The organism is Streptomyces sp. NPDC054975 (genome assembly GCF_053609105.1).
Window position 1 is genome coordinate 109,386 of the sequence record NZ_JBSGWV010000006.1, and the last position, 22,922, is coordinate 132,307.

A 22,922-nucleotide genomic window follows, 5' to 3' on the forward strand; every position below is an offset into this window, starting at 1 on the left:
TGGAGGCATCCCGTGTTCACGGGGTTTTCGCTGGTCACTCCCGTGAATACGTGATGGCCGCGGCGGCGCGCGCGGCCATCGTGGTGCGTGCGCGGCGCGCGTGACGAGCGCGGGCGCGCACGTACGTACGCGCGGTTGCGCGTAGGCACCGACGATGGGATGAGAGACATGACTGGTCGCTTCACCGGCAAGGTGGTGCTCGTCACCGGGGGCGGGTCCGGGATCGGGCGTGCCACCGCGGTGGCCTTCGGCCGCGAGGGCGCCACCGTGGTGGTGGCCGGACGCACCGCCGACCGCCTGGTCGAGACGGTCCGGCTGATCGAGAAGGACGGCGGCGCGGCCGGTCACGTCACGGCCGACATCGCCGTCGAGGCGGAGGTGGAGGCGCTGGTACGGACGGTCGTCGAGCGCCACGGCCGCCTGGACGTGGCGGTCAACAACGCCGGCCACCTGCCCGAGCCGGCCGGTCTGGCGGAGCTCGCGGAGGCGGACTTCACGCGGACCCTGGAGATCAATCTGCTGGGCACCTGGCGGTCGATGAAGTACGAGATCCGGCAGATGCGGGAGCAGGGCGGCGGCACGATCGTGAACGTGGGTTCCGTGGTCGGCGCGCACCTGACGATTCCGGGGGCCGGCGCGTACGGGGCGAGCAAGGCGGCGATCGCCGCGCTCGGGCGCAGCGCGGCGCGGGAGTACGCGGCCGACGGCATCCGGGTGAACACCCTCAGCCCGTCCTCCATGGACACGCCCATGTCGCTGCTGGAGAACGAGACGCCCGAGGAGCGGGTGGAGCGCGCCAAGGGCATGTTCCCGGTGGGCCGGATCGGCACGGTGGAGGAGGGCGCGGCGGCGGTGCTGTACCTGGCGTCGGAGGAGTCGGGCTTCGCACTCGGCCACGACCTGGTGATCGACGGCGGCATTACGGCCTAAGAGGCACCCGAACGCAGAACCGTGCCCCGGTCCGCAGGGGGGAGGCAGCGGACCGGGGCACGGCGTTCTCTGGGGCGGGGCCAGGGTCTTTCGTTTGGATCAGTCACACGCGGGTGGCCTGGTCCAGCCGCTCGTCCTGGCGCGGGGCGGCCCCGCCGGAGGCGACCACGCCGCCCTCGGCCGCGGGCCGGGACCGGTACTGGAGGTGGCCCGCCCACAGGGTGCCGAGCAGACCGGCGGCGGCAAGCGCGGCGCCGACCCAGGCCACCGACTCGAAGCCGAACCCGGCGCTGATGGTCAGGCCGCCGAGGGCCGGGGCGAGGGTGTTGCCGACGTTGAACGCGGAGGTGTTGGTGGCGCCCACCAGGGTCGGCGCGCCGGGCGCCACGACGAACACCCGGGACTGCAGGATCGGGTTGGTGACGTAGCCCGCGAGGCCGAGGACGAAGATCAGGGCGACGGTGACGACCGTGTTCTCCGCCAGGACGGCGAGCAGGGCGGAGGCCACGGCGAGGACGCCGGTGCCGAGCGCCAGCGTACGGATCGGGTAGGCCTCGGCGGTCCGGCCGCCGATCACCATGCCCAGCAGACCGCCGACGCCGAAGAGCGCGAGGAGGACGGGCACCCAGCCCTCGGCGAGGCCGGTCACGTCGGTGAGCAGCGAGGCGAGGTAGCTGAAGGTGACGATGACGGCGCCGAAGGAGAAGGCGGTCACGGCGTAGGAGAGCCACAGCTGCGGCCGTGCCATGGCGCGCAGTTCGGCGCGGACGGTACGCGTCTCCTCGCCGGAGCCCTTGCCGCCGGGGATGGCGAACACCGAGCAGGCGAGGCTCACGAGGGTGAGCACGGCCACGCCCCAGAACGCGGCCCGCCAGCCGGCGAACTGGCTGAGGACCGTGCCGGCGGGGACGCCCACGATGGTCGCGAGGGTCAGCCCACTGGCGACCACGGCGACGGCCTTGCCCTTGGCGCCCGCGGGGACGAGCGCGACGGCGGTGGCCACGGCCACGCCCCAGAAGCCGGCGTAGGCGAGGGCGCTGATGACGCGGGTGGCGAACAGGACGCCGTAGCCGGGGGCCAGGGCGCCGACGATGTGCGCGGCGATGAAGACGGCCTGGAGCGCGACCAGGGCGGTGCGGCGGGGCCACTTCAGGGTGGCGACCGCGAGCAGCGGGGCGCCGACGACCATGCCGATGGCGAACGCGGAGATCAGCAGTCCGGCGTCGGGGATGGAGACACCCAGGTCGTCGGCCAGGTTGGGGAGCAGCCCGGAGAGCATGAACTCCGATGTGCCTTGGGTGAAGATTCCCAAGCCGAGGATGTAGACGGCGAGGGGCATGGAGTGCCTCCAAAAGCGTGGGTACGGCCCGGTGTTGGGGTCCGGTCGCGAGCGGTGCGACCGACCACGCTGCGACGCTAACACATTTTGGAGCGCTCGCTTCAAAACCTCGCCACGGAGTGCCCCGCGCCGGACGCGCGCCTCAGTTGCGCCAGTTGTCGGGAGCGTTCAGCCGCCACAGGAGTACGGCGGTGTGGGCCCGCTGCCGCTCCGAGGGGTCGCTCAGCGACATCGCGAGGGCACGCTCGGCCCGGGCGACCCGGTGGGCGACCGAACTGTGGTGCAGGGAGAGGAGCTTGGCCGCCTCGCGCAGCGACCGGGTCCGGCAGACGGCCTCCAGGGTCGCCAGCATCTGCGGGCCCTCCGGCTCGGCCTCCAGGCGGGCGACCGCGGTCACGTCGGGGTGCGTGAGCGCCGCGTCCTCGGGGATGTCGGCGAGGAGGATCTGCGCGCCCAGCTCGGCGGCGTCCACCAGGCGGGGCCAGGTCGGGCCGAGGCCCGCGAACCGGGCCGCGCGCCGGGCCCGCGCCCAGGACTCCGGCAGCCGCTCCGGCGCGACGGCCGGGCCGACGCCGACCGCCACGCCCCGGGGCACAGCCGTGGACCCGCGCGTGCCGCCGCTGCCGGGGCCGGGCAGGAGGAGCGCGCCGACCCTGGGCCACAGGGCCCCGTACGGCGCCGTGCCGCCCGTACGCGACGACGGCGGCGCGTACAACTCGGCCGCGCAGGCACGCAACACCCCCTGGAGAGCGGCCGGTTCGGCCACGACCACGGCGGCCGCCCGCATCGGACCCACCGGGGGCAGGCCGAGCAGGTGCAACGCGCGGGAGCGCTGCGTCTCGGGCATCGACGGGGACAGGACCGCCTGGACCAGCGCCGGATCCCCGAGCCCGGCGGGCCACCAGACCCGCGGGTCGGAGGCAGCCGGGCGGTCCGGGGAGGGCGACCGGCCCTCGTGCCCACCCGCCGTGCCCACTCCCCCGCCCCCGGCCACCAGGGCGGCGGCCGCGAGGGCCATGCGTTCGGTCAGGAGGGTGTCGAAGGGCAGGGGTTCACCCGGGCGTTCGACCCACACCTCCCCCGCCGCGCGCCCGCCCACGGTGATCAGCCGCCGTGTCGACGGCACCACCTCTCCGGCGGCCTCCGGCGTGCCCCCCGCCGGGCAGCGACGCAGCACCCGGCCGTGGTCCGACATCCCGGCGGTGCAGCCCGCGACCCGCGCGGCGGCGCGGACCAGTTCGTCGGCGTCCGCGACGCTCCCGAAGAGCGCGTCGAAACGGGCGAGGAGAGCCGGCGCCGTCTCCGCCTCGGAGGCCGGGTGCGCGGGGCCCAGGGGCCCCCTAGACGTCAGTCCGTACATCCGCGCAGGCTAGTTCGGGGGCCCGCTCCCGATCCCGGCGGCCGCGACACTCCGTCAGGTCGACGCACCAATCGGTGCTCCGGGGGCGCCAACATGCGACGGGCGGCGGCGGCGGACGACCCCGCCCGCACGGGACGATGACCGCATGAGTGACGCGACCCACCGATCCGCCACGCCCGCGCCCACCCGCATGCGACTCCGCCCCGACCTGGCACCTCTCGTCGACGACATCCCCTACCTCGACGTCGCCGAGCCGAGTGTCGCCCGCCGCACCCTCAAGGACCTCGAAGCCCAGTGGGAGCCGGCCGACACCAGTGCCATCACGATCACCGAGCGGCTCATACCGGGGCCGCAGGGCGCCCCGGACATCGCCGTGCGCGTCTACACCCCCCGTACCGAAGGCCCGCACGGCGGCCTGCTGTGGATCCACGGCGGCGGCTTCGTGATGGGCAGCCTGGAGACCGAGCACAACCAGTGCGTCTGGTTCTCCTCCCGCGCGAACGTCGTCGTGGTCAGCGTCGAGTACCGGCTGGCGCCCGAGAACCCCTTCCCGGCGGGCGCCGAGGACTGTTACGCGGCCCTGGAGTGGTTCGCCGCGCACACCGAGGAGCTCGGGGTCGACCCGGCGCGCCTGGGCGTCGCGGGCTGCAGCGCGGGCGGGGCGCTCTCCGCCTCCGTCGCCCTGATGGCACGCGATCGCCAGGGCCCCGCACTCGCCCTCCAGGTGCTGACCTTCCCGGTGACCGACGACCGGATGGACACCCCGTCCGCGCGGGCCTTCCACGACACCCCCGTCTGGTCGACGCCGCAGTCCGTTTCGATGTGGCGGCACTACCTCGGCGAGGGCCACGAGCAGCGGGAGACCTCGCCGTACGCGGCGCCGGGCCGCGCCGACGACCTGAGCGGACTCCCGGCGACGCACATCGTCACGGCCGAGTACGACCCGCTGCGCGACGAGGGCCTGCGCTACGGGCAGCGGCTCCTGGAGGCCGGCGTACCGGTCACGCTCCACCAGTGGGCCGGGGCGTTCCACATCTTCGACTCGTTCGGCACGGAGAGCGGACAGCGCTCGATCGACGAGCTGGTACTCGCCGTCCACGAGGCGCTGGGCGGCTGACGGTCGCACCCGGCTCGCCTTTTCATCCCGTTCATCCGCTTTCCTCACCCGAGGAGGACCTCCATGACCGACGCTCCCCACGGCGCGTCCGACGCCTCCGGCGCGCCCCGGCGCGTCCGCGTCACCGCGGACCCCGACTGGTACGCGCCCGCCGGTATCGCGCTCGGCGTCCGCGTCGGGAACTTCGTCTTCACCTCGGGGCAGGCACCGGTCGACGAGCACGGCGCCACCGTCGGCGGGGACGACTTCGAGGCCCAGGCCCGCCAGGCTCTGGCCAATCTCGCGCTCGTCCTGAAGAACGCCGGCTCCGGCCTCGACCAGGTCGTGAAGGCGACCGTGTTCGTCACCGACATCGCCCGGCATCAGGACGCGTTCGCTCGGGTGCGGGCGGAGCACTTCGCCCCGCGCACCTTCGCCGAGTCCTTCGTCGAGGTCTCCTCACTCGCCGACCCTCAGTGGCTGATCGAGATCGAGGCGATCGCGGTGACGTCATGATCCGTACCGTCCGCCCACGAATTTCAGTGCGATCGCTCCAAAACCTCTAGAATACGGGTATGGCCAGGCCAAGGAAGTTCGACGAGACGCACGCCCTCACCGCCGCCATGACCACGTTCTGGCGACACGGGTACGAGGCCACCTCGACCCGGGACCTGGCCGACTCGACGGGCATGGGCCAGTCGAGCCTGTACAACGCCTTCGGCGACAAGCACGAGCTGTACCTGCGGGCCCTGCGCCGCTACTACGAGACGCACACGGCCGAGCAGACCGCACTCCTGGAGAAGCCGGGACCGGCCAAGGACCGGCTCCGGGACCTGATGGTCCACGCGATCGACGACGATCTCTCGGGCCCGGAAGGCTCCGGATGCTTCGCGATCAACGCGTCCGTCGAGAAGGCCGGCTCGGACGACGCGGTCCGGGAGGAGGTCCTGCGGCACTTCTCCACCGTGGAGGAGGCACTGGCGGCGACCATCGCGCGGGGCCAGCGGTCCGGGGAGATCCCGGCCGATCGGGACACCAGGACCCTCGCCCGCCAAATCCTCAGCACTTACTACGGATTGCGCGTTCTCGCCCGGGTCCAGAAAGATCGGAAAGCCCTGCTCAGCGTGGTCGAAAGCGCACTCTCCGCGCTGTAGTGGACGCCGCCCCCGGAGCCCGGGGAACCTGACGGACGACATGACAGAGTGGACCGGGCCCCGTTGCGACGCCCTGAACGCCCCGCCAGGGTCTGCCGCGTGAATACAGCCAACGCTTCGTACCGGAAACACCCGTCCGGACAGGTCCTCGGCTGGGCGAGCCTCACCCCGGCCGAACTGCGGGTGGCCCGCCTGGTGTCCGAGGGGCTGACCAACCGCGCCGTGGCCACCCACCTGGTCGTCTCACCGCACACCGTGGACAGTCACCTGCGCCACATCTTCATCAAACTGGGCATCTCCAGCAGAGTCGCGCTCGCCCGCCTGACCGTCTTCCACGACCACGCGAGCCCGCTCGGACAGCCCGAGGAGAGCGCCGGCTCATCCCGTATCCGCGCCACTTGACGGACTCGGCGGACCATCGTTGCGGCCCGGTGGTGGGCCTGGTGATAGTGGATTTCGTTCGAATCGGCGCGCCTTGCACAGGCCCGCGCCGCTCACACTCGTCGACGCTCCGGCATGCCGATGCTGCCAGCCGAGCCGCCGCCGCAGGACGGAAGACGCCGGGCGGGACCACACGTCGACGCACACGCGTCCGTGCCATCCGCCCGCCTCCACGCCCGCCATCAGCCGGAGTCCGATCCGGCACGCCCGCCGAGGGAAACCGATGACCGACATCCTGTCCCACCTCCGCTCCCTACCCGCACTCCAGCAGCCCGACTGGCAAGACCACCCGCGTCTGGCCGAGGTCCGCACGGACCTCGGCCGGATGCCCGCCCTCGTGGACGCCGAGGCCGTGCGCCGGCTGCGTTCCCTCCTCGCGGAGGCCGCCGCGGGCCACGTCCAGGTGATCCAGACCGGCGACTGCGCCGAGGACCCCGCCGAGGCCAACCCCGGGGACGTCCACCGCAAGACCGCGCTCCTCGACGTCCTCGCCGGGACGATGAAGCTCGCCTCCGGCAGGCCCGTCCTGCGGGTGGGCCGGATCGCCGGCCAGTACGCCAAGCCGCGCTCGAAGCCCACCGAGACGGTCGCCGGCACCGAACTGCCCGTCTACCGCGGCCACATGGTCAACCGTCCCGAGCCGGACCCCGAGCAGCGCCAGGCCGACCCGGCCCATCTGCTCACCGGCTACCGCGCCGCGAGCGACACCATGCACTACCTGGGCTGGCGCGGCACGGCCGTCCGCCCGGAGCTCGACGTGCCGGTGTGGACGAGCCACGAGGCCCTGCTGCTCGACTACGAGCTGCCCATGCTGCGCCGCGAGCCCGACGGTTCGCTGCTGCTCACCTCCACGCACTGGCCCTGGGTGGGCGAGCGCACCCGGCAGCTGGACGGGGCCCACATCGCCCTGCTCGCCGCGGTCTCGAACCCGGTCTCCGTCAAGGTCGGCCCGTCCATGACGCCCGACGAACTCCTCGCCCTGTGCGACCGCCTGGACGCCCAGCGCCGCCCCGGCCGGCTCACCCTGATCGCCCGGATGGGCGCCGAGAACGCCGCCACGAAGCTGCCGGGTCTCGTCGAGGCCGTCGACCGCGCCGGTCACCCGGTGCTGTGGCTGTCCGACCCGATGCACGGCAACACCGTCAACGGTCCCGGCGGGCTCAAGACCCGTCTGCTGACGACCGTCGTCAAGGAGATCGAGGCGTTCCAGGACGCGGTCGGCGCGGGCGGCGGCGTGGCCGCGGGCCTGCACCTGGAGACCACGCCGGAGAGCGTCACCGAGTGTGTCGCCGACGCCGACGGTCTCGGCAGTCTCGGAGACAAGTACCTGAGCTTCTGCGACCCGCGCCTCAACCCGCAGCAGGCGATCACCGCCGTGGCCGCATGGCGCGGATGAACCCAGGCATGAACATGGAGGTTACGCACGTGGCAGGAACAGTCGCCCTGGTGACGGGCGCGGCCGGTGGCATCGGCGAGGCCGTCGTCCGGCTGCTCGCCGAGCGGGGCGCGACTGTCGCCGCCGTCGACCTGGTGCCGGACCGGCTCGGCGACACGGTGGCGCGACTGCGCGCCGACGGCCTGGACGTGACCGGTTTCCCGGCCGACGTCACGTCGAGCGCCGACGTCGAGGCCGTCGTCTCCCGGGTCGAGGCCGAACTCGGCCCGGTGGAGCAGCTGGTGAACGCCGCCGGTGTGCTCCGCCTGGCCGGGGCGCACGCCCTGACCGACGAGGACTGGACGACCACGTTCGCGGTCAACGCGGGCGGGGTGTTCCACGTCTCCCGGGCCGTTGTCAACCGCATGATCCCGCGCCGGCGGGGCGCGATCGTCACGGTCGCGTCGAACGCGGCGGGCACGGCCCGCGCGCGGATGGCGGCCTACGCGGCGTCCAAGGCGGCCGCGACGGCGTTCACCAAGTGCCTGGGCCTGGAGGTGGCGGAGCACAACATCCGCTGCAACGTGGTCGCGCCCGGCTCCACCGACACCCCGATGCTGCGCGGGATGCACACCGCCGACACGGCCGCCAAGGCCTCCGTCGCCGGCTCCCCGGAGGCGTACCGGGTCGGCATTCCGCTGGGCAAGGTCGCCCGGCCCGAGGACGTCGCACGGGCCGTCGCCTTCCTGCTGTCGGACGACGCCGACCACGTCACCCTGCACGAACTGACCGTGGACGGCGGTGCCACCCTCGGTGTCTAGGGGGTGCCCGACGGATCTTGACCGGGGCCGCAACGCCTGGCACGGCACTCCCCCGTAGCCCTTCGGGCACGGGAGGTACCCCCACGCCGCGTTGCCGAAACGCCCCGACAGCTCCGCCGTCAAGGCGCTCCGGCGCCTTGCGATGCACCGCACCAGACGCCGCGTCCTGTCCGGCCCTGATCCGCCGGACACCCCCCTAGCGAAGAGAGGAACGACCGGCCGATGCCCGGTATCCCCCCGATCGAGCCGTATCCCATGCCCACCGAGGGCGAGCTGCCGGAGAACACCGTCAGCTGGCCGGTGGATCCCCGCCGGGCCGTCCTGCTCCTCCACGACATGCAGGAGTTCTTCCTCAAGCCGTTCCCGCGCGGCGAGGCGCCCGGCGACGCCCTGGTCGGCAACGCCGCGCTGCTGCGCGAGCGGTGCGTCGAGCTCGGCATCCCCATCGCGTACACGGCGCAGCCCGGCGACATGACGCCCGAGCAGCGCGGGCTCCTGAAGGACTTCTGGGGGCCGGGCATGAAGGCCACGCCCGAGCACCGCAAGGTGGTCGAGCCGCTCGCACCCGGGCCCGAGGACTGGACGTTCACGAAGTGGCGGTACAGCGCCTTCTTCAAGTCCGAGCTCCTGGAGCGGATGCGGTCCCACCAGCGCGACCAACTGATCGTCTGCGGTGTGTACGCGCACGTGGGCGTGTTGATGACCGCGGTGGACGCCTTCACCCACGACATCCAGCCCTTCCTGGTGGCCGACGCCGTCGCCGACTTCTCGGCCGACCACCACCGGCTCGCCCTCGACTACGCGGCACGGCGCGCGGCCCGCGTCGTGTCCGCCAAGACCGTGCTGAGCGAACTCGACGCGGGCGGCGCGGCGCGCTGAGCGCGCCCACCGCCGAAAGGAAACCCCATGGCAAGGCAGGACAGCGCGCACGACCTCCTGGCACGCATCCTCGACGGCTCGGCCGGCGCGTTCGCACTGATGCACCGGCCCGAGTCGGTGGACCCGGACACCCTGGAACTGCTGGTCGGCGACGTGGCGGAGATCCCGTCCCTCGCCGACCTCGACCTGCCCGCGGACGACGGGCCGGGCGCGCGGACGGAACTCCTCACCCTGATCCCCTACCGTCAGCTGGCCGAGCGGGGCTTCGCCGCCCCCGACGACGGCGCGCCGATGCTGGCGATGACGGTCCGCGAGCAGGCGGCGGTCCCGCTGCGGGCGACGCTTCCGCTGCTGCCGGACGAGCCGGTGAAGCTGACCGACGGCCACTTCGACGTGGACGACGAGGCCTACGCGGAGATCGTGCGGCGGGTCGTCGCGGACGAGATCGGCACCGGCGAGGGCGCCAACTTCGTGATGCGGCGCTCCTTCACCGCCCAGCTGCCCGGCTTCGGCCTGCCCACGGCCCTGTCGTTCTTCCGCCGCCTGGTGCAGCGGGAGGCCGGGGCGTACTGGACGTTCCTCGTGCACACCGGCGAGCGGACGTTCGTGGGCGCGACGCCGGAGCGGCACATCAGCGTCCATGACGGTACGGCGGTGATGAACCCGATCTCGGGCACGTACCGCTATCCGGCCGGCGGCCCGGAGCTCGACGGGGTCATGGACTTCCTCGCCGACCCGAAGGAGGCCGACGAGCTGTACATGGTCGTCGACGAGGAGCTGAAGATGATGGCCCGGATCTGCCCCGCGGGCGGCCGGGTCGTGGGCCCCTACCTGAAGGAGATGGCCCGCCTCGCGCACACCGAGTACTTCATCGAGGGCCGTACCGACCGCGATGTGCGGGACATCCTGCGCGAGACGCTGTTCGCGCCGACGGTGACCGGTTCGCCGCTGGAGAGCGCGGCCCGGGTGATCAGCCGGTACGAGCCGCAGGGCCGGGGCTACTACAGCGGGGTGGCGGCGCTGATCGGCCGCGACGCCGCGGGGGGCCGCACCCTGGACTCGTCGATCCTCATCCGTACCGCCGACATCGACCGCGAGGGCCTGATGCGGATCGGGGTCGGCGCGACACTCGTACGCCACTCCGACCCGCAGTCCGAGGTGCACGAGACCCGCGCCAAGGCGGCCGGGCTGCTGGCCGCGCTCGGCGACCCGGAGCCCATCCGGTTCGGGGCGCACCCGGCGGTCCGCGAGGCGCTCGACGAGCGCAACGAGCGCATCGCCGACTTCTGGCTCAGGGACCAGGAGACCCGTCTGGGCGCGGCCGGTCCGCTGACCGGCAACCGGGTCCTGGTGATCGACGCCGAGGACACGTTCACGGAGATGATCGCCCAACAGATCCGGTCGCTCGGCGGCGAGGTGAGCGTGCGGCGCTTCGACGAGCGCTACAGCTTCGACGAGCACGACCTGGTCGTCATGGGCCCGGGGCCCGGGGATCCGCGCGAGACGGGCGACCCCAAGATCGCGCACCTGCGGGCGGCGGTGGCCCAACTCCTGGAGGAGCGGCGGCCGTTCATGGCCGTCTGCCTGAGCCACCAGGTGCTCTCCACCCTGCTCGGGCTCGACCTGGTGCGCCGGCCCGTGCCCAACCAGGGCGCGCAGCACGAGATCGACCTCTTCGGCCGGCGCGAGCGGGTGGGCTTCTACAACACGTTCGCGGCCCGCTTCGACGCCGACTCCTTCGAGCACCCGGTGCACGGCCGGGTCGAGGTCAGCCGGGACGCGGGGACGGGCGAGGTGCACGGGCTGCGGGCGGCCGGTTTCGTCTCCATGCAGTTCCACGCCGAGTCCGTCCTGACGGTGGACGGGCCCCGGATCATCGGGGAGCTGCTCGCGGAGGTGGCCGGCTCGTGCGTGCGGTGATCGTCTGGTGGGACCTGAGCGGCTCGGCGCAGACCATCGAGTCGCTGCGGGGCTTCCTGCGCGACGAGGCGGTGGACCGTTTCTCCCAGGTGCCCGGGCTACGGCTGAAGTTCTGGATCTCCGACGCGGCGACGAACCGGTGGGGGGCCGTCCTGCTCTGGGAGTCGGCCGAGGCCGCCATCCCCCAGCGGGCGGCCGAACTCATCGGCTACCCGCCCACCGAGCGGCACTCCTTCGACGTGGAGGCGACGGTCGAGGGCGTGTTCGCCGTCGCCGCGCTCGCGGGCCACGGCGCGGCCCTGGAGAGCGTCGACGGCTGACCGGGCGGCCTCTCGCTTCCGTGGCCGCACCGGGCGAGGACGGCCGCCTGTACGCCTGTCGTGTGCGGCGCTCTTTTCCGGACCGCCGCGCACGCGGCGGCCGTACTCGCAAAGGACAGCCATGACCATCGCCGTACCGGCGACCCCTGCCCTCCATGCCCGGATACCGGGGTCGAAGTCGCTCACCAACCGGGCTCTGCTGCTCGCGGCCGCCGCCGACTCCACCAGCGCCCTCGGTGCCCCGCTCGTCAGCGACGACACGACCGCCTTCCGTGAGGCCCTGCGCGCCCTCGGGGTCCGGATCGACGCCGCCGAGGACGACGGTGTCTGGACGGTGAGCGGCCTGGGCCGCGGCCCGGCCGGCGCCGGGACCGTCTGGTGCGCCGACGCCGGGACGGCGGCCCGCTTCCTTCCGCCGTTCGCCGCGACCGGGCACGGCGACTTCGGTTTCGAGGGCTCCGACCAGCTGACCGCCCGCCCCGTGGCACCCCTCGCCGACGCCCTGCGGCGGCTGGGGACCGAAGTCACCACGGGACCCGGCGGGCGGCTGCCGCTGCGGGTCCGCTCGCGGGGGCTCGACGGCGGGACGCTGAGCGTCGACTCCTCGCTCAGCAGCCAGTTCCTGACCGGTCTGCTGATGGCGGGCCCGCTGATGCGCGCGCCGCTGGAGCTGCGCGTGCCGGACCTCGTCAGCCGGCCGTACATCGACATGACCCTCGCTCTGATGCGGCACTTCGGCGCCCGGGTGGAGGAGGCCACCCCCGGGGTGTTCACCGTCGAGCCGACCGGCTACCGGGGCGCGCCCTTGAGCATCGAGCCCGACGCCTCCACCGCCTCGTACGTCTTCGCGGCGGCGGCCGTCACCGGGGCGAGCGTGCGGGTGGCCGGTCTCGGTCGCGGCAGCCTCCAGGGCGACCTGCGCTTCACCGAGGTACTCGCCCGCGCCGGCGCCCGGGTGGAGACCACCGAGGGGGCGACCACGGTCACGGGCACCGGAACTCTCCGAGGCGGGTTCTCCGTGGACATGGGCGAGATCTCGGACACCTTCATGACGCTCGCCGCGATCGCGCCCCTGGCCGACGCGCCGATCACCATCACCGGCATCGGGCACGCCCGGCTGAAGGAGTCGGACCGGGTCGCCGCCGTCGAGGGCAACCTGCGCGCCCTCGGCATCCGCACCGAGACCGGCCAGGACCGGATCACCGTCCACCCCGGCACCCCCGCGCCGGCCCGGATCGTCTGCCACCGCGACCACCGTATCGCGATGGCGTTCTCCGTCCTGGGCCTGCGTGCCGACGGGATCACCCTCGACGACCCGGGCTGCGTCGCGAAGACCTTCCCGGGCTTCCACGAGGAGCTGCACCGGCTCTTCCCCCGCCACTCCGTACCCGTAGCAGAGAACTGAGGAACGACATGGCTCACATACTCATCGCCGGTGGTGGCATCGGAGGACTCGCGACGGCGCTGTCGCTGACGCGGAGCGGGCACCGCACCACCGTCCTCGAACGCCGGGACACCTTCGCCGAGATCGGCGCCGGCATCCAGCTCGGCCCCAACGCCTTCCACGCTCTCGACCGGCTCGGCGTCGGCGAGGGGGTCCGCGCGCGGGCCGTCTTCATCGACGAACTCCGGTTCATGGACGGCACCACGGGCGAGAAGGTCGCCGCGATGGAGCTGACCGGCGCGTATCGGCAGCGGTTCGGCAACCCGTACGCCGTCGTGCACCGGGGCGACCTGTACCAGCCGCTGCTCGCCGCCTGCCAGGCGTTGGACGGCGTGACGCTCGTGACTGACGCCTCGGTGGAGCGCTACGAGCAGGACGCCGGCGGTGTCACCGTCCACACCACCGACGGCCGGATCTTCACCGGCGCCGCGTTGATCGGCGCGGACGGCATCCGCTCCACGGTGCGCGCCCAGATGCTCGGTGACGGCGAACCGCGCGTGTCGGGGCACACCATCTACCGGTCGGTGATCCCCATCGAGAAGGTGCCCGAGGAGCTGCGCTGGAACACCGTCACCCTGTGGGCGGGGCCCAAGTGGCACTTCGTCCACTACATGATCGGCGGGGGCGAGTACCTCAACCTCGCCGTCACCCGTGACAACGGCGCGACCGTCCCGGTGACCGGCCGGGCGACGGCACGGGAGTACGTCCTGGAGCAGTTCCCCGGGATCGGCGCGACCGCGCGGCGGCTGCTCGAACTCGGCGACGAATGGCGCGAGTGGGTGCTGTGCGACCGTGACCCGGTCGACCGCTGGACCGACGGCCGGGTCGGTCTGATCGGCGACGCGGCGCACCCGATGCTGCAGTACGCGGCGCAGGGCGCCTGCCAGGCGCTGGAGGACGCCGTCGTCCTCGCGGAGCTGCTTGCCGACATGGACGGCGGGGCGGTCGTGCAGAGCCTGGAGAAGTTCAACGCGGCGCGCCGCGAGCGGACCGGCCGCACGCAGGAGGTGGCCCGGCTGATGGGCTCCGAGCTGTACCACCCGGCGGGCGAGCTCGCCGTGGAGCGCAACCGGATGCTCTCGGCCTTCTCCCAGGAGGAGCTGTACGACCAGGTGTCCTGGCTGCACGGGGACCGCGCCTTCACCGGTGTGTGACCGCGCACCGTTCGGGCTCCCGTGGTGGTCCGGCCACACCCCGCCCGCGGCGTGCCGGGCGGCGCGGCCGGCGTCGGGGCGGACCCGCGGAGGAGCAGTGGTTCAGGACGCACGAGCGACAGCAGGTGGGTGCCGTGGACACCTCGTCCGCGGCACCCGCCCGGAGCCATCGTGGAGGCGCATCGAAGCCCCCCATGGTTGGAGTGTCGTGAACACAGCAGTCATCAGAGAACGGGACCCGGTCCGACCGCTCACGGTGCCTCGCCAGGGCCGGCGCGGCGCCGGGCCCGCCGTGTCCGACGACACCGTCGCCGAGCTCTGCGCGACCCTGTTCTCCTCCTTCCCCAGGAAGGACCAGCGGCAGCGCGGGGAGCAGTACCTGCGCGGGCTCCTCACCACCGAAGGACGCAAGACCGCACGGAACATCGCCGCCCATCTGGGCGCGCCCGCCACGGAACAGACGCTGCATCACTTCATCGCCGACTCCACGTGGAGCTGGCGCCCCCTGCGGGCCGCGCTCGCCGCCCACCTGGAGCGGATGGCGGCCCCGCAGGCCTGGGTCGTCCGGCAGATGTCGGTACCGAAGACCGGTGACCACTCGGTCGGCGTGGACCGGGGGTTCGCCCCGCACGCGCGGCAGTCGTTCCGGGGCCAGCAGTCCGCCGGCGTGTGGCTCGCCTCGCAGGAGCTGAGCGCCCCCGTCGACTGGCGGCTGGTCCTGCCCGACCAGTGGGTCCACGACCACGCGCTGCGCGACCGGGCGGGCGTGCCCCCGGAGGCGGGGGCGGAGAGCCCGGAGGAGTGCGCCGTGGCGGTCGCCTTGGAGGCCACGCGCCACTGGGGGCCTCGTCGGCCGGTCCTGATCGATCTGCGGGGCGGCGACGCGCCGTCGGCCATGGCCCCGTTGACCGCCGCCCGCGTCCCGTTCCTCGCCCGGATCAACGGCTCCCAGCGGCTGTCGGTCGCGGACCGGGCGCTGCCGGGGTTCCGCAGCGGTCCGCTGCCGGCGCAGCAGATCCTCCAGCTGGTCAAGGGCGTACGGCGGCCGGTGCCGTGGCAGGACGCGGCCGCGGGGCTCGCCCCGCGGATGTCGCTCGCCGCGATGGTGCCGGTGGTGCTGTCGGACCGCTCCTCCGCGCAGCGCGGTCTCTTCCTGCTCGGTGAGTGGAGCGATCCGACGCGTCCGCCGTCGGCACTGTGGCTCACGGGCATGACGCAGCCGGGCCCCGGTCCGCTGCTACGGCTGACCAAGCTGACCCGCCGGGTGGAGGCGGACTTCGCGCGTGTCGGCGAGGAGAGCGGGCTGCGGGACTACGTGGGCCGTTCCTTCCCCGGCTGGCACCGCCACATGACCCTGGCCTCCGCCGCCCACGCGGCCGTGGTGCTCTCCCGCGTCGGCTACGACACCGGCCGGCCGGCGGAGCTCGTCTCCGCGTGAGGAGCCGTACCCGACCGGCGTCTGCGGCGCAGGACCTCGCGTGAGCGGTGGAGCCGCAGGGCGAGTTGCACCTCCAGCGTCCTGCCCGGCTGCTGCCAGGCGTCGCCCAGCAGGTCGGTGACCCGGTCGAGGCGGCGCGAGACCGTGTTGGGGTGGACCTTCAGGGCGTCGGCCGCGAGGGCCTGGCTGCCGCCGGAGGCGAAGTACGACTCCAGGGTGCCGATGAGGTCGGTGAGCCGGTCGCGGTCGTAGTCGAGGACCGGGCCGATCGCCGATCTGATGTAGCCGTCGACGTCGTGGTCGTCGGAGAGCAGCAGGCCGAGGAAGCCGAGGTCCTTCGCCGAGGCCGTGCTGCCCGCGCCGTCGAGGGCGGTCAGCGCGTCCAGGCAGCGCATCGCCTCCCGGTGCATCCGGCCGATGTCGGCGGCGCCCCGGCCCGGTCCGGCCGCGCCCACGGACACGGGGTGGCCGAGCAGCGGTGACAGCTGGTCGGCGACGGCGCGGGCCGCGGCGGAGGCGTCCGTGCCCGGCAGGAGCAGCACGATGTGGCCGCTGTGGACCGTCTTGAGCCCGGTCATCCGGTGCGCGTAGGAGGAGGCCCACACCACGGCGCGGCCCTGTTCGCCACCCTCGGGATGGGCGACGAGCAGGACGTGCGGCGCCTCCAGGTCGATCCCGAGGCCGCGTGCCCGCTGCACGAGGTAGTGCGTCTGGTGGCCGCTGTCGGCGTGGACGGCGAGGAGTTCGTCGAAGAGGTCGTCGCGCACGGGTCCTTCGGCGACGGCCGTGCTGCGCCGGAGCAGGAGTTGGATGGCGAAGGTCTGGGCGGTCAGCTGCAGCAGGCCCTCGTCCTCGCCGACGAGCGCGGTGTTCGGGCGGAGCACCAGCACCCCCAGGTCCTCCGCGCCCGCGGTGACGGGGGCGACCCAGGTGCCCTGGGCGGTGACGACGGGACGCAGATGGGCGTGGGCGTCCAGGGCCGCCTCGGCGACGGCCTGCTCGTCCAGGTCGCCGAGGTCGCCGCCTGCGGCGAGCTCCCGGCCGGCCGGGTCGCGCAGTTGCAGCGCCGAGTCGAGCGCGTCGCCCGCGGCCTTCGCGACGGTGGTCAGGTCGGCGCCGGCGAGCACCAGGCCGAGGGTGTGGCTGTGGGCCTCGCCGAGCTGCTGCAGCCGGACCAGGCTCGTCCGCGTACGAAAGCCGTCCCGCTCCAGCCGGTCGACCTCGCCGCGGGTCTGTTCGAAGCGGCCGGCGCGCTCGAGGGCGACGGCGGCGAGCGCGGCCAGTGAGGAGACCAGGCCTATCTCGTCCGGGCTGAAGTGGCGTACGGAGCGGTTGCTTCCGTAGAGCACGCCGATGGTCTGCTCGCCGTTGCACATCGGCACGGCCATCAGCGCGTGCAGGCCTTCGGCCCGGATGACGTCGTCGGCGCTCGGGTCGTGGTCCATCGCGTCGTCGTCGAGGTAGTCGGCGGTCCACAGGGGTGCGCGGGACAGGAGGCTCCGGTGGCCCAGGCCGAACCCGGCGGGGACGGTGTGGCCGGTGACGAGCGCGGTGGTCGAGCCGTAGGAGACGGCCACGCGCAGGCTGCCCTCCGGTTCCAGGACGGCGACGGAGGTCATGTCGAAGTTGAGCAGCCGCTTGACCCTGCGGGTGACCACCTGGAGCAGGGACTCGACGTCATGGGGCGACGTCAGGTCCCGTGCGGTGTCGACCAGATCGGCCAGGCCGTCCTCGCGCTGGCGGCGCTGCCCCTGCCAGGCCTGCACGCCCCGGGCCAGGTGCACGGCCCGCTCCAGGCGGACCAGGTCCTCGCCGGGGGCGCCGCTGCGTCTCGCCTGCTGCAACAGCGCGTCGAACCGGCCCGCCGGGGCCTGTTCGGCGAGGAGTTCGAGGACGGCCATCAGGCCGGTGTCCTGGGTCTGTGGATCCGTCATGGTGTGCGAGCCCCCAGCCCGTCGTACACGTTTCGCCCCGTTATCGGTCCGAAACTAGTTCGACGGTGATCATGCGGTCAACCAGCGACGGGCATCAGGTGACGGGTGGGGAAGGAGTGACGGATGGAGTGTGGGAGGGACCCGGTCCGCACCGTCGGACCCTGCCCGTACGACCGTGCCACCCACCCCTGGTCCGTGCCGCGTTCCAGCTCCGCCACCAGCGCCGCGTACTGCGGCGGCGAGCTGCGGAAGCGGGAGAGGAACCCGGACAGACCGGAGTAGAGCTCGTGCCTCCGCCCGAGTCTGCGCTGCGCCTCGACCCACAGGTCGAGGGCGCGCAGCCGGGAGAGTTCGAGGCGGGCGCCGTGGGCCCGCAGGTGCGGTCCGGTCACGACGCCGGTGTACGCGTCGGCGGTCCACAACTCCAGTGCCTCGCCGAGCCGTTCGGCCGCCGTCGGGTAGTCCTCCAGCTCCATGGCCCGGTATCCGGCGCCGGCCGCGCGCTGGAACATCCGGACGTCGGAGGTGCCGCCTCCGGTGCCGAGCCGGTAGCCGCCCGCCAGGGAGACCAGGACGTCGCGCGCGGTCCGGGGTCCGGGCGCGGCGGGCAGCCCCACCGCCTCCTCCCGGCCCACTTCCAGCGCGTCGTCGATGAGTTCCCGGAGCTGGCGGACAGATGTCTCGATCATGTCTTGTGCGTGGCGCGGCGGGCCGTCGGGCCAGAGCTCCTGGGTCAGCACGGCCGTCGGCACGATGCGGTCGGCGTGCGCCGCGAGCAGCGCGAGCACCTGACGGGCTGGTGCCGCCGTGGGAACGATCGGCGTCCCCCTCTCCTGGACAGCGAGCAAGCCCAGCACCTTCAGATCCATAGCGCCCCCTCCATGGTCACGTACTGCCACCATAAGATAATAATGACCACTTCGTTTTTGTAGGAGTGCATATCTTGACGGCAAGGAAACAATCGGCGGACGGCCCTCACCAGGCCGTCGCGGTCTCCGCACCCAGCCAGACGGCTCCGAGCCCGGCGGCCAGGCTCCCCGCGACGTTGACCGCCGCGTACCCCTTCGCCCCGCCCTCGTACAGCTTCAACGTCTCGTAGGAGAACGTGGAGTACGTCGTCAGCGCCCCGCACAGGCCTGTGGCGAGGAGGAGTTGCGCCTGGGCCGAGGAGACGCCGGTGAGCAGACCGAGGACGAAGGAGCCGACGACGTTGACGGCGAACGTGCCCCAGGGGAAGACCGAGTCGTGCCGTGACTGGACGGCCCGGTCGGTGAGGTAGCGCAGGGGCGCGCCGATCGCCGCGCCGGCGACGACGAGGAGCCAGTTCACGCGTCCTGTTCCCGGCCGACGTACCGGATGACCTCGCAGTCGTCGAGGATGACGAGCCCTTCGCCCACCAGCGCGTCGAGCTGCGGCAGGAAGTCCCGTACCCGCTGCTCGGTGTCCACGATCACGACGGCGACGGGCAGGTCCTCGCTCAGCGAGAGCAACCGGGAGGTGTGGATCAGCGAGGACGCGCCGAAGCCCTCGATGCCCCGGAAGACGGAGGCGCCGGCGAGACCCTCGCTGTGGGCGCGGTGCACGATCTCGGAGTACACCGGCCGGTGGTGCCAGGTGTCGCTCTCGCCGAGGAGGATCGTCACCCGCAGGGCCCTGCCCGCCAGTCTGGTCATCGTGTTCTCCTCGCCAGAGCGCCCCGGGTCGCGGTGGTCGCGGCCCAGACGGCGGCCAGGGCGGCCGCCACCGTCGCTCCCATGTATGCCACGCCACGGGCCGTGTCCCCAGCGCTCAACAGCCTCTGCGTGTCGAGGGCGTACGTGGAGAAGGTGGTGAAGCCGCCGAGGACGCCGGTGCCGAGGAGAGGGCGGAGAAGCGGGTGCGGTGCGGCGGCGACCTCGGTGACCAGGACCATCAGGACGCCGATCGCGGCGCAGCCGACCACGTTCACGGTGAACGTGGTCCAGGGGAACGCTCCGGCGGGGGTGGGCCAGGCGAGGGACGCGCCGTAGCGGGCCGTGGCGCCGAGCGCGCCGCCGGCGGCCACGGCGGCGACGACCGGCAGCTGTCCGCGGAAGTCCATGGCGCCAGATTAGGCGGCCGTGGCCACCGCGCCGAGCGAGCGAGGCGGACAGGCACGGCTCCTGGCCTGGGGCATTAACCATGGGGCCGGGCCCGGCCGCCTCGTCCTGAGATCGTCGGCCCGGCCCCCACCCCGGTCAAAGGTCGGGCCCGGAGTCCGTCAGGTCAGGCGAGCCCGGCCGCGATCAGCAGTCCGAACGCGGCGGTGATCAGCACCGTACGGATCAGATGGAAGCCGGTCCAGCGCTTCTCGAAGGCCGCCCGGACGGCGGACGGGGGCTCACCCGTCCGCTCCGAGGCGGCCAGCGCGTTGTTGAGCGGAATGTTCCCCGCGATCGTCACCAGGTGGTTCAGGATCGCGGCGACCGTTCCGGCCAGGACCAGCCACTTCTGCGTGTCGGAGCGGCCGTCCACGGGCACCAGGAACGCGGCGACCGGGAAGGCCACGACACCCAGGAACACCACCAGGAAGACCGCCTTGGGCACGTACTCGTTGATCCGCCGCATCGCGTCGACGAACGCGCCGTCGTCGAGCCGTGCCAGGGCGGGCATGATGCCGGTCAGGAAGATCAGCATGAACCCGGCGTACAGACCGGTGGAGGCGATGGCGAGAGCGAGCAACGTGGTGGCCATGGGCTCATCATGACGCCCCGCCGTCCCGCGCGCAGCGCCTGTGGACAACGCAGCGATCAGCCGCTGTACGGATCGCCCGGTTCCGCTCCCGTGCCCTGATCGGCCTCGGCGCCCCGCAACTTGGCCGCCTGCCGGATCGCCTCCGTCAGCTCCCGGACCACCTTCGAACCCGAGCGGTCGGCGATGGCCCCCGCGTGCTCCGCCAGCTCCGCGAGACGCGGCGCGCCCGGCAGGGTGCCGCCGCGGAGCCGGTCGGCGAAGTAGGCGGTGACGGCGGTCAGTTGGAGGCTGTCGTGGCCCGGTGACCAGAGCGCGGGGGCGAGCGCCCCGGTCCCCACACCGCCGGAGGCCTCGCGGGGTGCGCGGCTCTTCGGGTCGAGCCAGCGGACCGTGGCCGTGGCCAGGGGACCGCTGCGGCCGGCCCGGGTCTTCACCGCGTACAGCGCGGTGACGGTGTGTCCGGCGCCGACCTCGCCGCCGTCGACCCGGTCGTCACGGAAGTCCTCGTCGGCGACCTCCCTGTTCTCGTAGCCGATCAGCTGGAACCGCTCGACGGTCTTCGAGTCGAAGGCGACCTGCGCCTTGGCGTCACGGGCGCGCAGCTCGACATGGGTGGGCAGCTGGTCCACGAACACCTTGCGGGCCTGTTCGGGGGTGGAGACGTACGTGGTGTGCCCGTCGCCCTTGTCGGCGAGCTGCTCCATGAACGCGTCGCCGTAGTCGCTGCCGACGCCGACGCCGAAGAGCGTGATGCCGTACTCCCGGCGCTCCTCCTCGATCCGGTTGAGGATCGACTGCGCGTCGGTGTCACCGGTGTTGGCCAGGGCGTCGGAGAGCAGGACCACGCGGTTCGTCGCGCCCTTGCGGTGGCCCTGGACGGCGACGTCGTAGCCGGTGCGCACCCCTGCCTCCACGTTGGTGGAGGAGGTGGTCCGCAGCTCGTCGACGATGCCGTGGATGCGCTCGCGCTGCCCCTTGACCCGGGTCATGGGGAGCCGGGTCTCGGCCTCGTCGCTGAAGGTGACCAGGGCGACGGAGTCGTCGTCGCGCAGCTCGTCGGTGAGGATGCCGAGGGACTGCTTGACCAGGTCCAGGCGACCGGTCTCGGCCATCGAGCCGGAGATGTCGACGACGAAGGTGAGGGCGGCGGGCGGGCGTTCGCCCTGCCGGTCGGCCGCCGCGGTGGCGAGTCCGACGCGGACGAGCGACCAGCCGTCCTCGCCGGTCCTGGCGCCGTCGACGGTCACGCCGAAGCCGTCCCCCTCGGGCCGCGGGTAGTCGGGGCGGAAGCTGTTGACGAACTCCTCGGGCCGCACGGCTGCCGGATCCGGCAGCCGGCCGGCGTCGAGGGTACGGAGGGCGTACCCGTACGAGGCGGTGTCCACGTCCAGGGCGAAGGTGGAGAGGTAGTCGGCGGGCGGCCGGGCGGACTTCTGCTCGCCCTCGGGTGCGTCCTCCCGGCCTGTCTCCGGGCCCGGCCCGTCCGGGCGGGGCACGTCCGGGGCGCGGTGACCGCCACCCCGGTCCGCCGTCGCGCGTTCGGCGTTCCCGTCGGCCGCGCAGCCGGTGAGCAGCAGCCCGGCGGCCAGGATCCCGGCGGCGAACCGTCCGTTGTGTCGTCGCTTCATGCCATCTCCCCCTCGAAGTCAGTCACTTGTGAATGTGACGTGCGAGGAGGCCGATCGGACCGGACGGGGGAGTTGCGGAAGGATCTCAATGCGGCAACGGAGCCCGTGGCACTCTCCCGTGGCATGGACTCGCCATCCTCTTCAACAGGGGTTGTCACCGTGCGCAGTCACGTGCGTACATGGAGTGGCACACCGATCGGGCGGGGGTGGTCAGCGGTGGGTGAGACTGCGGGAGCCGTGATGCTCGCGCGTTCGGCGATGAACCGGGCCGTGCCGGAGGCCCAGCGGCCTCCGGGCCGTCCCGTGCGCGGGATGCGGCGGATCAGCGCGGCGCTGGCCGGGCTCGCCTCCTCCGCCCGGCACGAGTTGCTGACCTTCGACGACCCGGCCGCCTCCGTGGGCCGTGCGATCCCCGAGCCGTTCCTGGAGTTGGCGGGAGCGTGCATGCGGGCCGCGGCGGAGCGGGCGCCGGAGGTCAGACGGATCGTGCCCCGTCACGCCCTCCCCCAGGTGGCGGGCGCGGTCCGGATGCCGGGCCGGGCCCGGCTCGCGGACACGATCCCGTTCAAGATGATCGTCGTCGACCGCACGGTCGCGGCGGTCCCGCTCGATCTGGAACTGCTCTACAACGGAATGCTGCTGATCCGCGATCCGGTCGTCGTGCAGGCCCTGGTCCGCGCCCACCACGCCAGTTGGGACGCGGGCGAGGAGCTGACCGGCGCGACGGCCCCGAGGGCCGGGCTCCCCCCACAGCTCCGCCCGGTCCTCGAAGCTCTCCTCGCCGGACTCACCGACGAGACGGCCGCGGCCCGCCTCGGCATGTCGGGGCGTACGTACAGCCGCCGGGTCGGCGAGCTGATGCACGCCCTGGGCACGACGAGCCGCTTACGCCCGGGCGCCGAAGCCGCTCCAAAGGGGTGGGAGTGACGCATAAGCCCCCCCCGGCCCGGTCGGTCCACCCGTTCGAGGCGTCGAAC

Annotated in this window: 23 protein-coding genes; 14 read left to right on the forward strand and 9 right to left on the reverse strand. The window is 73.0% G+C overall.

Going from position 1 to position 22,922, the window contains the following annotated elements:
• Positions 1 to 168: 168 nt before the first annotated feature.
• On the forward strand, positions 169 to 930 hold the full coding sequence (locus ACWF79_RS09895; protein WP_453727549.1) for an SDR family NAD(P)-dependent oxidoreductase: 762 nt from the start codon (positions 169 to 171) through the stop codon (positions 928 to 930).
• Between the two features lie 103 nt (positions 931 to 1,033).
• Here ACWF79_RS09895 and ACWF79_RS09900 read toward each other — a convergent pair whose 3' ends face one another.
• Positions 1,034 to 2,269, reverse strand: coding sequence for a Cmx/CmrA family chloramphenicol efflux MFS transporter (locus tag ACWF79_RS09900; protein ID WP_453727550.1), 1,236 nt, complete (start codon positions 2,267 to 2,269; stop codon positions 1,034 to 1,036).
• A gap of 142 nt (positions 2,270 to 2,411) precedes the next feature.
• Complete coding sequence (locus tag ACWF79_RS09905; RefSeq protein ID WP_453727551.1) at positions 2,412 to 3,629, reverse strand: helix-turn-helix domain-containing protein; 1,218 nt, start codon at positions 3,627 to 3,629, stop codon at positions 2,412 to 2,414.
• Positions 3,630 to 3,774: 145 nt separating this feature from the next.
• Between ACWF79_RS09905 and ACWF79_RS09910 the strand changes: the two genes are divergently transcribed.
• The 12 genes from ACWF79_RS09910 (at position 3,775) to ACWF79_RS09965 (ending at position 15,671) form a co-directional block, all read left to right on the forward strand.
• Complete coding sequence (locus tag ACWF79_RS09910) at positions 3,775 to 4,746, forward strand: alpha/beta hydrolase (protein ID WP_453727552.1); 972 nt, start codon at positions 3,775 to 3,777, stop codon at positions 4,744 to 4,746.
• Between the two features lie 63 nt (positions 4,747 to 4,809).
• On the forward strand, positions 4,810 to 5,241 hold the full coding sequence (locus tag ACWF79_RS09915; RefSeq protein ID WP_453727553.1) for a RidA family protein: 432 nt from the start codon (positions 4,810 to 4,812) through the stop codon (positions 5,239 to 5,241).
• A 59-nt stretch (positions 5,242 to 5,300) separates the two neighbouring features.
• A complete protein-coding gene (locus tag ACWF79_RS09920) occupies positions 5,301 to 5,879 on the forward strand; it encodes a TetR/AcrR family transcriptional regulator (protein WP_453727554.1) in 579 nt (192 codons plus the stop codon).
• Positions 5,880 to 5,978: 99 nt separating this feature from the next.
• On the forward strand, positions 5,979 to 6,281 hold the full coding sequence (locus ACWF79_RS09925; RefSeq protein ID WP_453727555.1) for a response regulator transcription factor: 303 nt from the start codon (positions 5,979 to 5,981) through the stop codon (positions 6,279 to 6,281).
• A 262-nt stretch (positions 6,282 to 6,543) separates the two neighbouring features.
• Positions 6,544 to 7,716, forward strand: coding sequence for a 3-deoxy-7-phosphoheptulonate synthase (locus ACWF79_RS09930; protein WP_453727556.1), 1,173 nt, complete (start codon positions 6,544 to 6,546; stop codon positions 7,714 to 7,716).
• A gap of 29 nt (positions 7,717 to 7,745) precedes the next feature.
• Positions 7,746 to 8,516 carry a 2,3-dihydro-2,3-dihydroxybenzoate dehydrogenase gene (locus ACWF79_RS09935; RefSeq protein ID WP_453727557.1) on the forward strand — a complete coding sequence of 257 codons (771 nt, stop codon included), beginning with the start codon at positions 7,746 to 7,748 and terminating at the stop codon, positions 8,514 to 8,516.
• A gap of 222 nt (positions 8,517 to 8,738) precedes the next feature.
• Positions 8,739 to 9,395 (forward strand): isochorismatase family protein, encoded by a 657-nt coding sequence (locus ACWF79_RS09940; RefSeq protein ID WP_453727558.1) that lies wholly within the window; start codon positions 8,739 to 8,741, stop codon positions 9,393 to 9,395.
• Between the two features lie 27 nt (positions 9,396 to 9,422).
• Positions 9,423 to 11,315, forward strand: a complete 1,893-nt coding sequence (locus ACWF79_RS09945) for an anthranilate synthase family protein (RefSeq protein ID WP_453727559.1) — start codon at positions 9,423 to 9,425, stop codon at positions 11,313 to 11,315.
• On the forward strand, positions 11,303 to 11,635 hold the full coding sequence (locus ACWF79_RS09950; protein WP_453727560.1) for a hypothetical protein: 333 nt from the start codon (positions 11,303 to 11,305) through the stop codon (positions 11,633 to 11,635). The genes ACWF79_RS09945 and ACWF79_RS09950 overlap by 13 nt, the downstream gene beginning before the upstream one ends.
• A gap of 121 nt (positions 11,636 to 11,756) precedes the next feature.
• Positions 11,757 to 13,040, forward strand: a complete 1,284-nt coding sequence (gene aroA / locus ACWF79_RS09955; RefSeq protein ID WP_453727561.1) for a 3-phosphoshikimate 1-carboxyvinyltransferase — start codon at positions 11,757 to 11,759, stop codon at positions 13,038 to 13,040.
• 8 nt (positions 13,041 to 13,048) lie between these two features.
• Positions 13,049 to 14,233 (forward strand): 3-hydroxybenzoate 6-monooxygenase, encoded by a 1,185-nt coding sequence (locus ACWF79_RS09960; RefSeq protein ID WP_453727562.1) that lies wholly within the window; start codon positions 13,049 to 13,051, stop codon positions 14,231 to 14,233.
• A 208-nt stretch (positions 14,234 to 14,441) separates the two neighbouring features.
• Complete coding sequence (locus tag ACWF79_RS09965) at positions 14,442 to 15,671, forward strand: IS701 family transposase (RefSeq protein WP_453727563.1); 1,230 nt, start codon at positions 14,442 to 14,444, stop codon at positions 15,669 to 15,671.
• On the opposite strand, the gene ACWF79_RS09970 is transcribed toward ACWF79_RS09965, so the two are convergent.
• The 7 genes from ACWF79_RS09970 to ACWF79_RS10000 all read right to left on the reverse strand — a co-directional run bounded on the left by ACWF79_RS09970 (position 15,632) and on the right by ACWF79_RS10000 (position 21,945).
• The gene (locus tag ACWF79_RS09970) at positions 15,632 to 17,605 is read right to left on the reverse strand and encodes a GAF domain-containing protein (protein WP_453727564.1); all 1,974 of its coding nucleotides are present in this window, start codon (positions 17,603 to 17,605) and stop codon (positions 15,632 to 15,634) included. The genes ACWF79_RS09965 and ACWF79_RS09970 overlap by 40 nt on opposite strands.
• 77 nt (positions 17,606 to 17,682) lie before the next feature.
• Positions 17,683 to 18,474: an AfsR/SARP family transcriptional regulator gene (locus ACWF79_RS09975; protein WP_453727565.1), complete on the reverse strand. Its 792-nt coding sequence runs from the start codon at positions 18,472 to 18,474 to the stop codon at positions 17,683 to 17,685.
• A 106-nt stretch (positions 18,475 to 18,580) separates the two neighbouring features.
• On the reverse strand, positions 18,581 to 18,934 hold the full coding sequence (crcB, locus tag ACWF79_RS09980; protein WP_453727566.1) for a fluoride efflux transporter CrcB: 354 nt from the start codon (positions 18,932 to 18,934) through the stop codon (positions 18,581 to 18,583).
• A complete protein-coding gene (locus tag ACWF79_RS09985) occupies positions 18,931 to 19,278 on the reverse strand; it encodes a DUF190 domain-containing protein (protein WP_453727567.1) in 348 nt (115 codons plus the stop codon). Before ACWF79_RS09985 ends, crcB (ACWF79_RS09980) begins: the two co-directional genes overlap by 4 nt.
• The gene (gene crcB / locus ACWF79_RS09990) at positions 19,275 to 19,685 is read right to left on the reverse strand and encodes a fluoride efflux transporter CrcB (protein ID WP_453727568.1); all 411 of its coding nucleotides are present in this window, start codon (positions 19,683 to 19,685) and stop codon (positions 19,275 to 19,277) included. The genes ACWF79_RS09985 and crcB (ACWF79_RS09990) overlap by 4 nt, the downstream gene beginning before the upstream one ends.
• A gap of 164 nt (positions 19,686 to 19,849) precedes the next feature.
• Positions 19,850 to 20,317, reverse strand: coding sequence for an anthrone oxygenase family protein (locus ACWF79_RS09995; RefSeq protein ID WP_453727569.1), 468 nt, complete (start codon positions 20,315 to 20,317; stop codon positions 19,850 to 19,852).
• 56 nt (positions 20,318 to 20,373) lie between these two features.
• Positions 20,374 to 21,945 (reverse strand): YfbK domain-containing protein, encoded by a 1,572-nt coding sequence (locus ACWF79_RS10000; RefSeq protein WP_453727570.1) that lies wholly within the window; start codon positions 21,943 to 21,945, stop codon positions 20,374 to 20,376.
• A gap of 216 nt (positions 21,946 to 22,161) precedes the next feature.
• Between ACWF79_RS10000 and ACWF79_RS10005 the strand changes: the two genes are divergently transcribed.
• On the forward strand, positions 22,162 to 22,872 hold the full coding sequence (locus ACWF79_RS10005; RefSeq protein WP_453727571.1) for a DNA-binding response regulator: 711 nt from the start codon (positions 22,162 to 22,164) through the stop codon (positions 22,870 to 22,872).
• Positions 22,873 to 22,922: the final 50 nt, after the last annotated feature.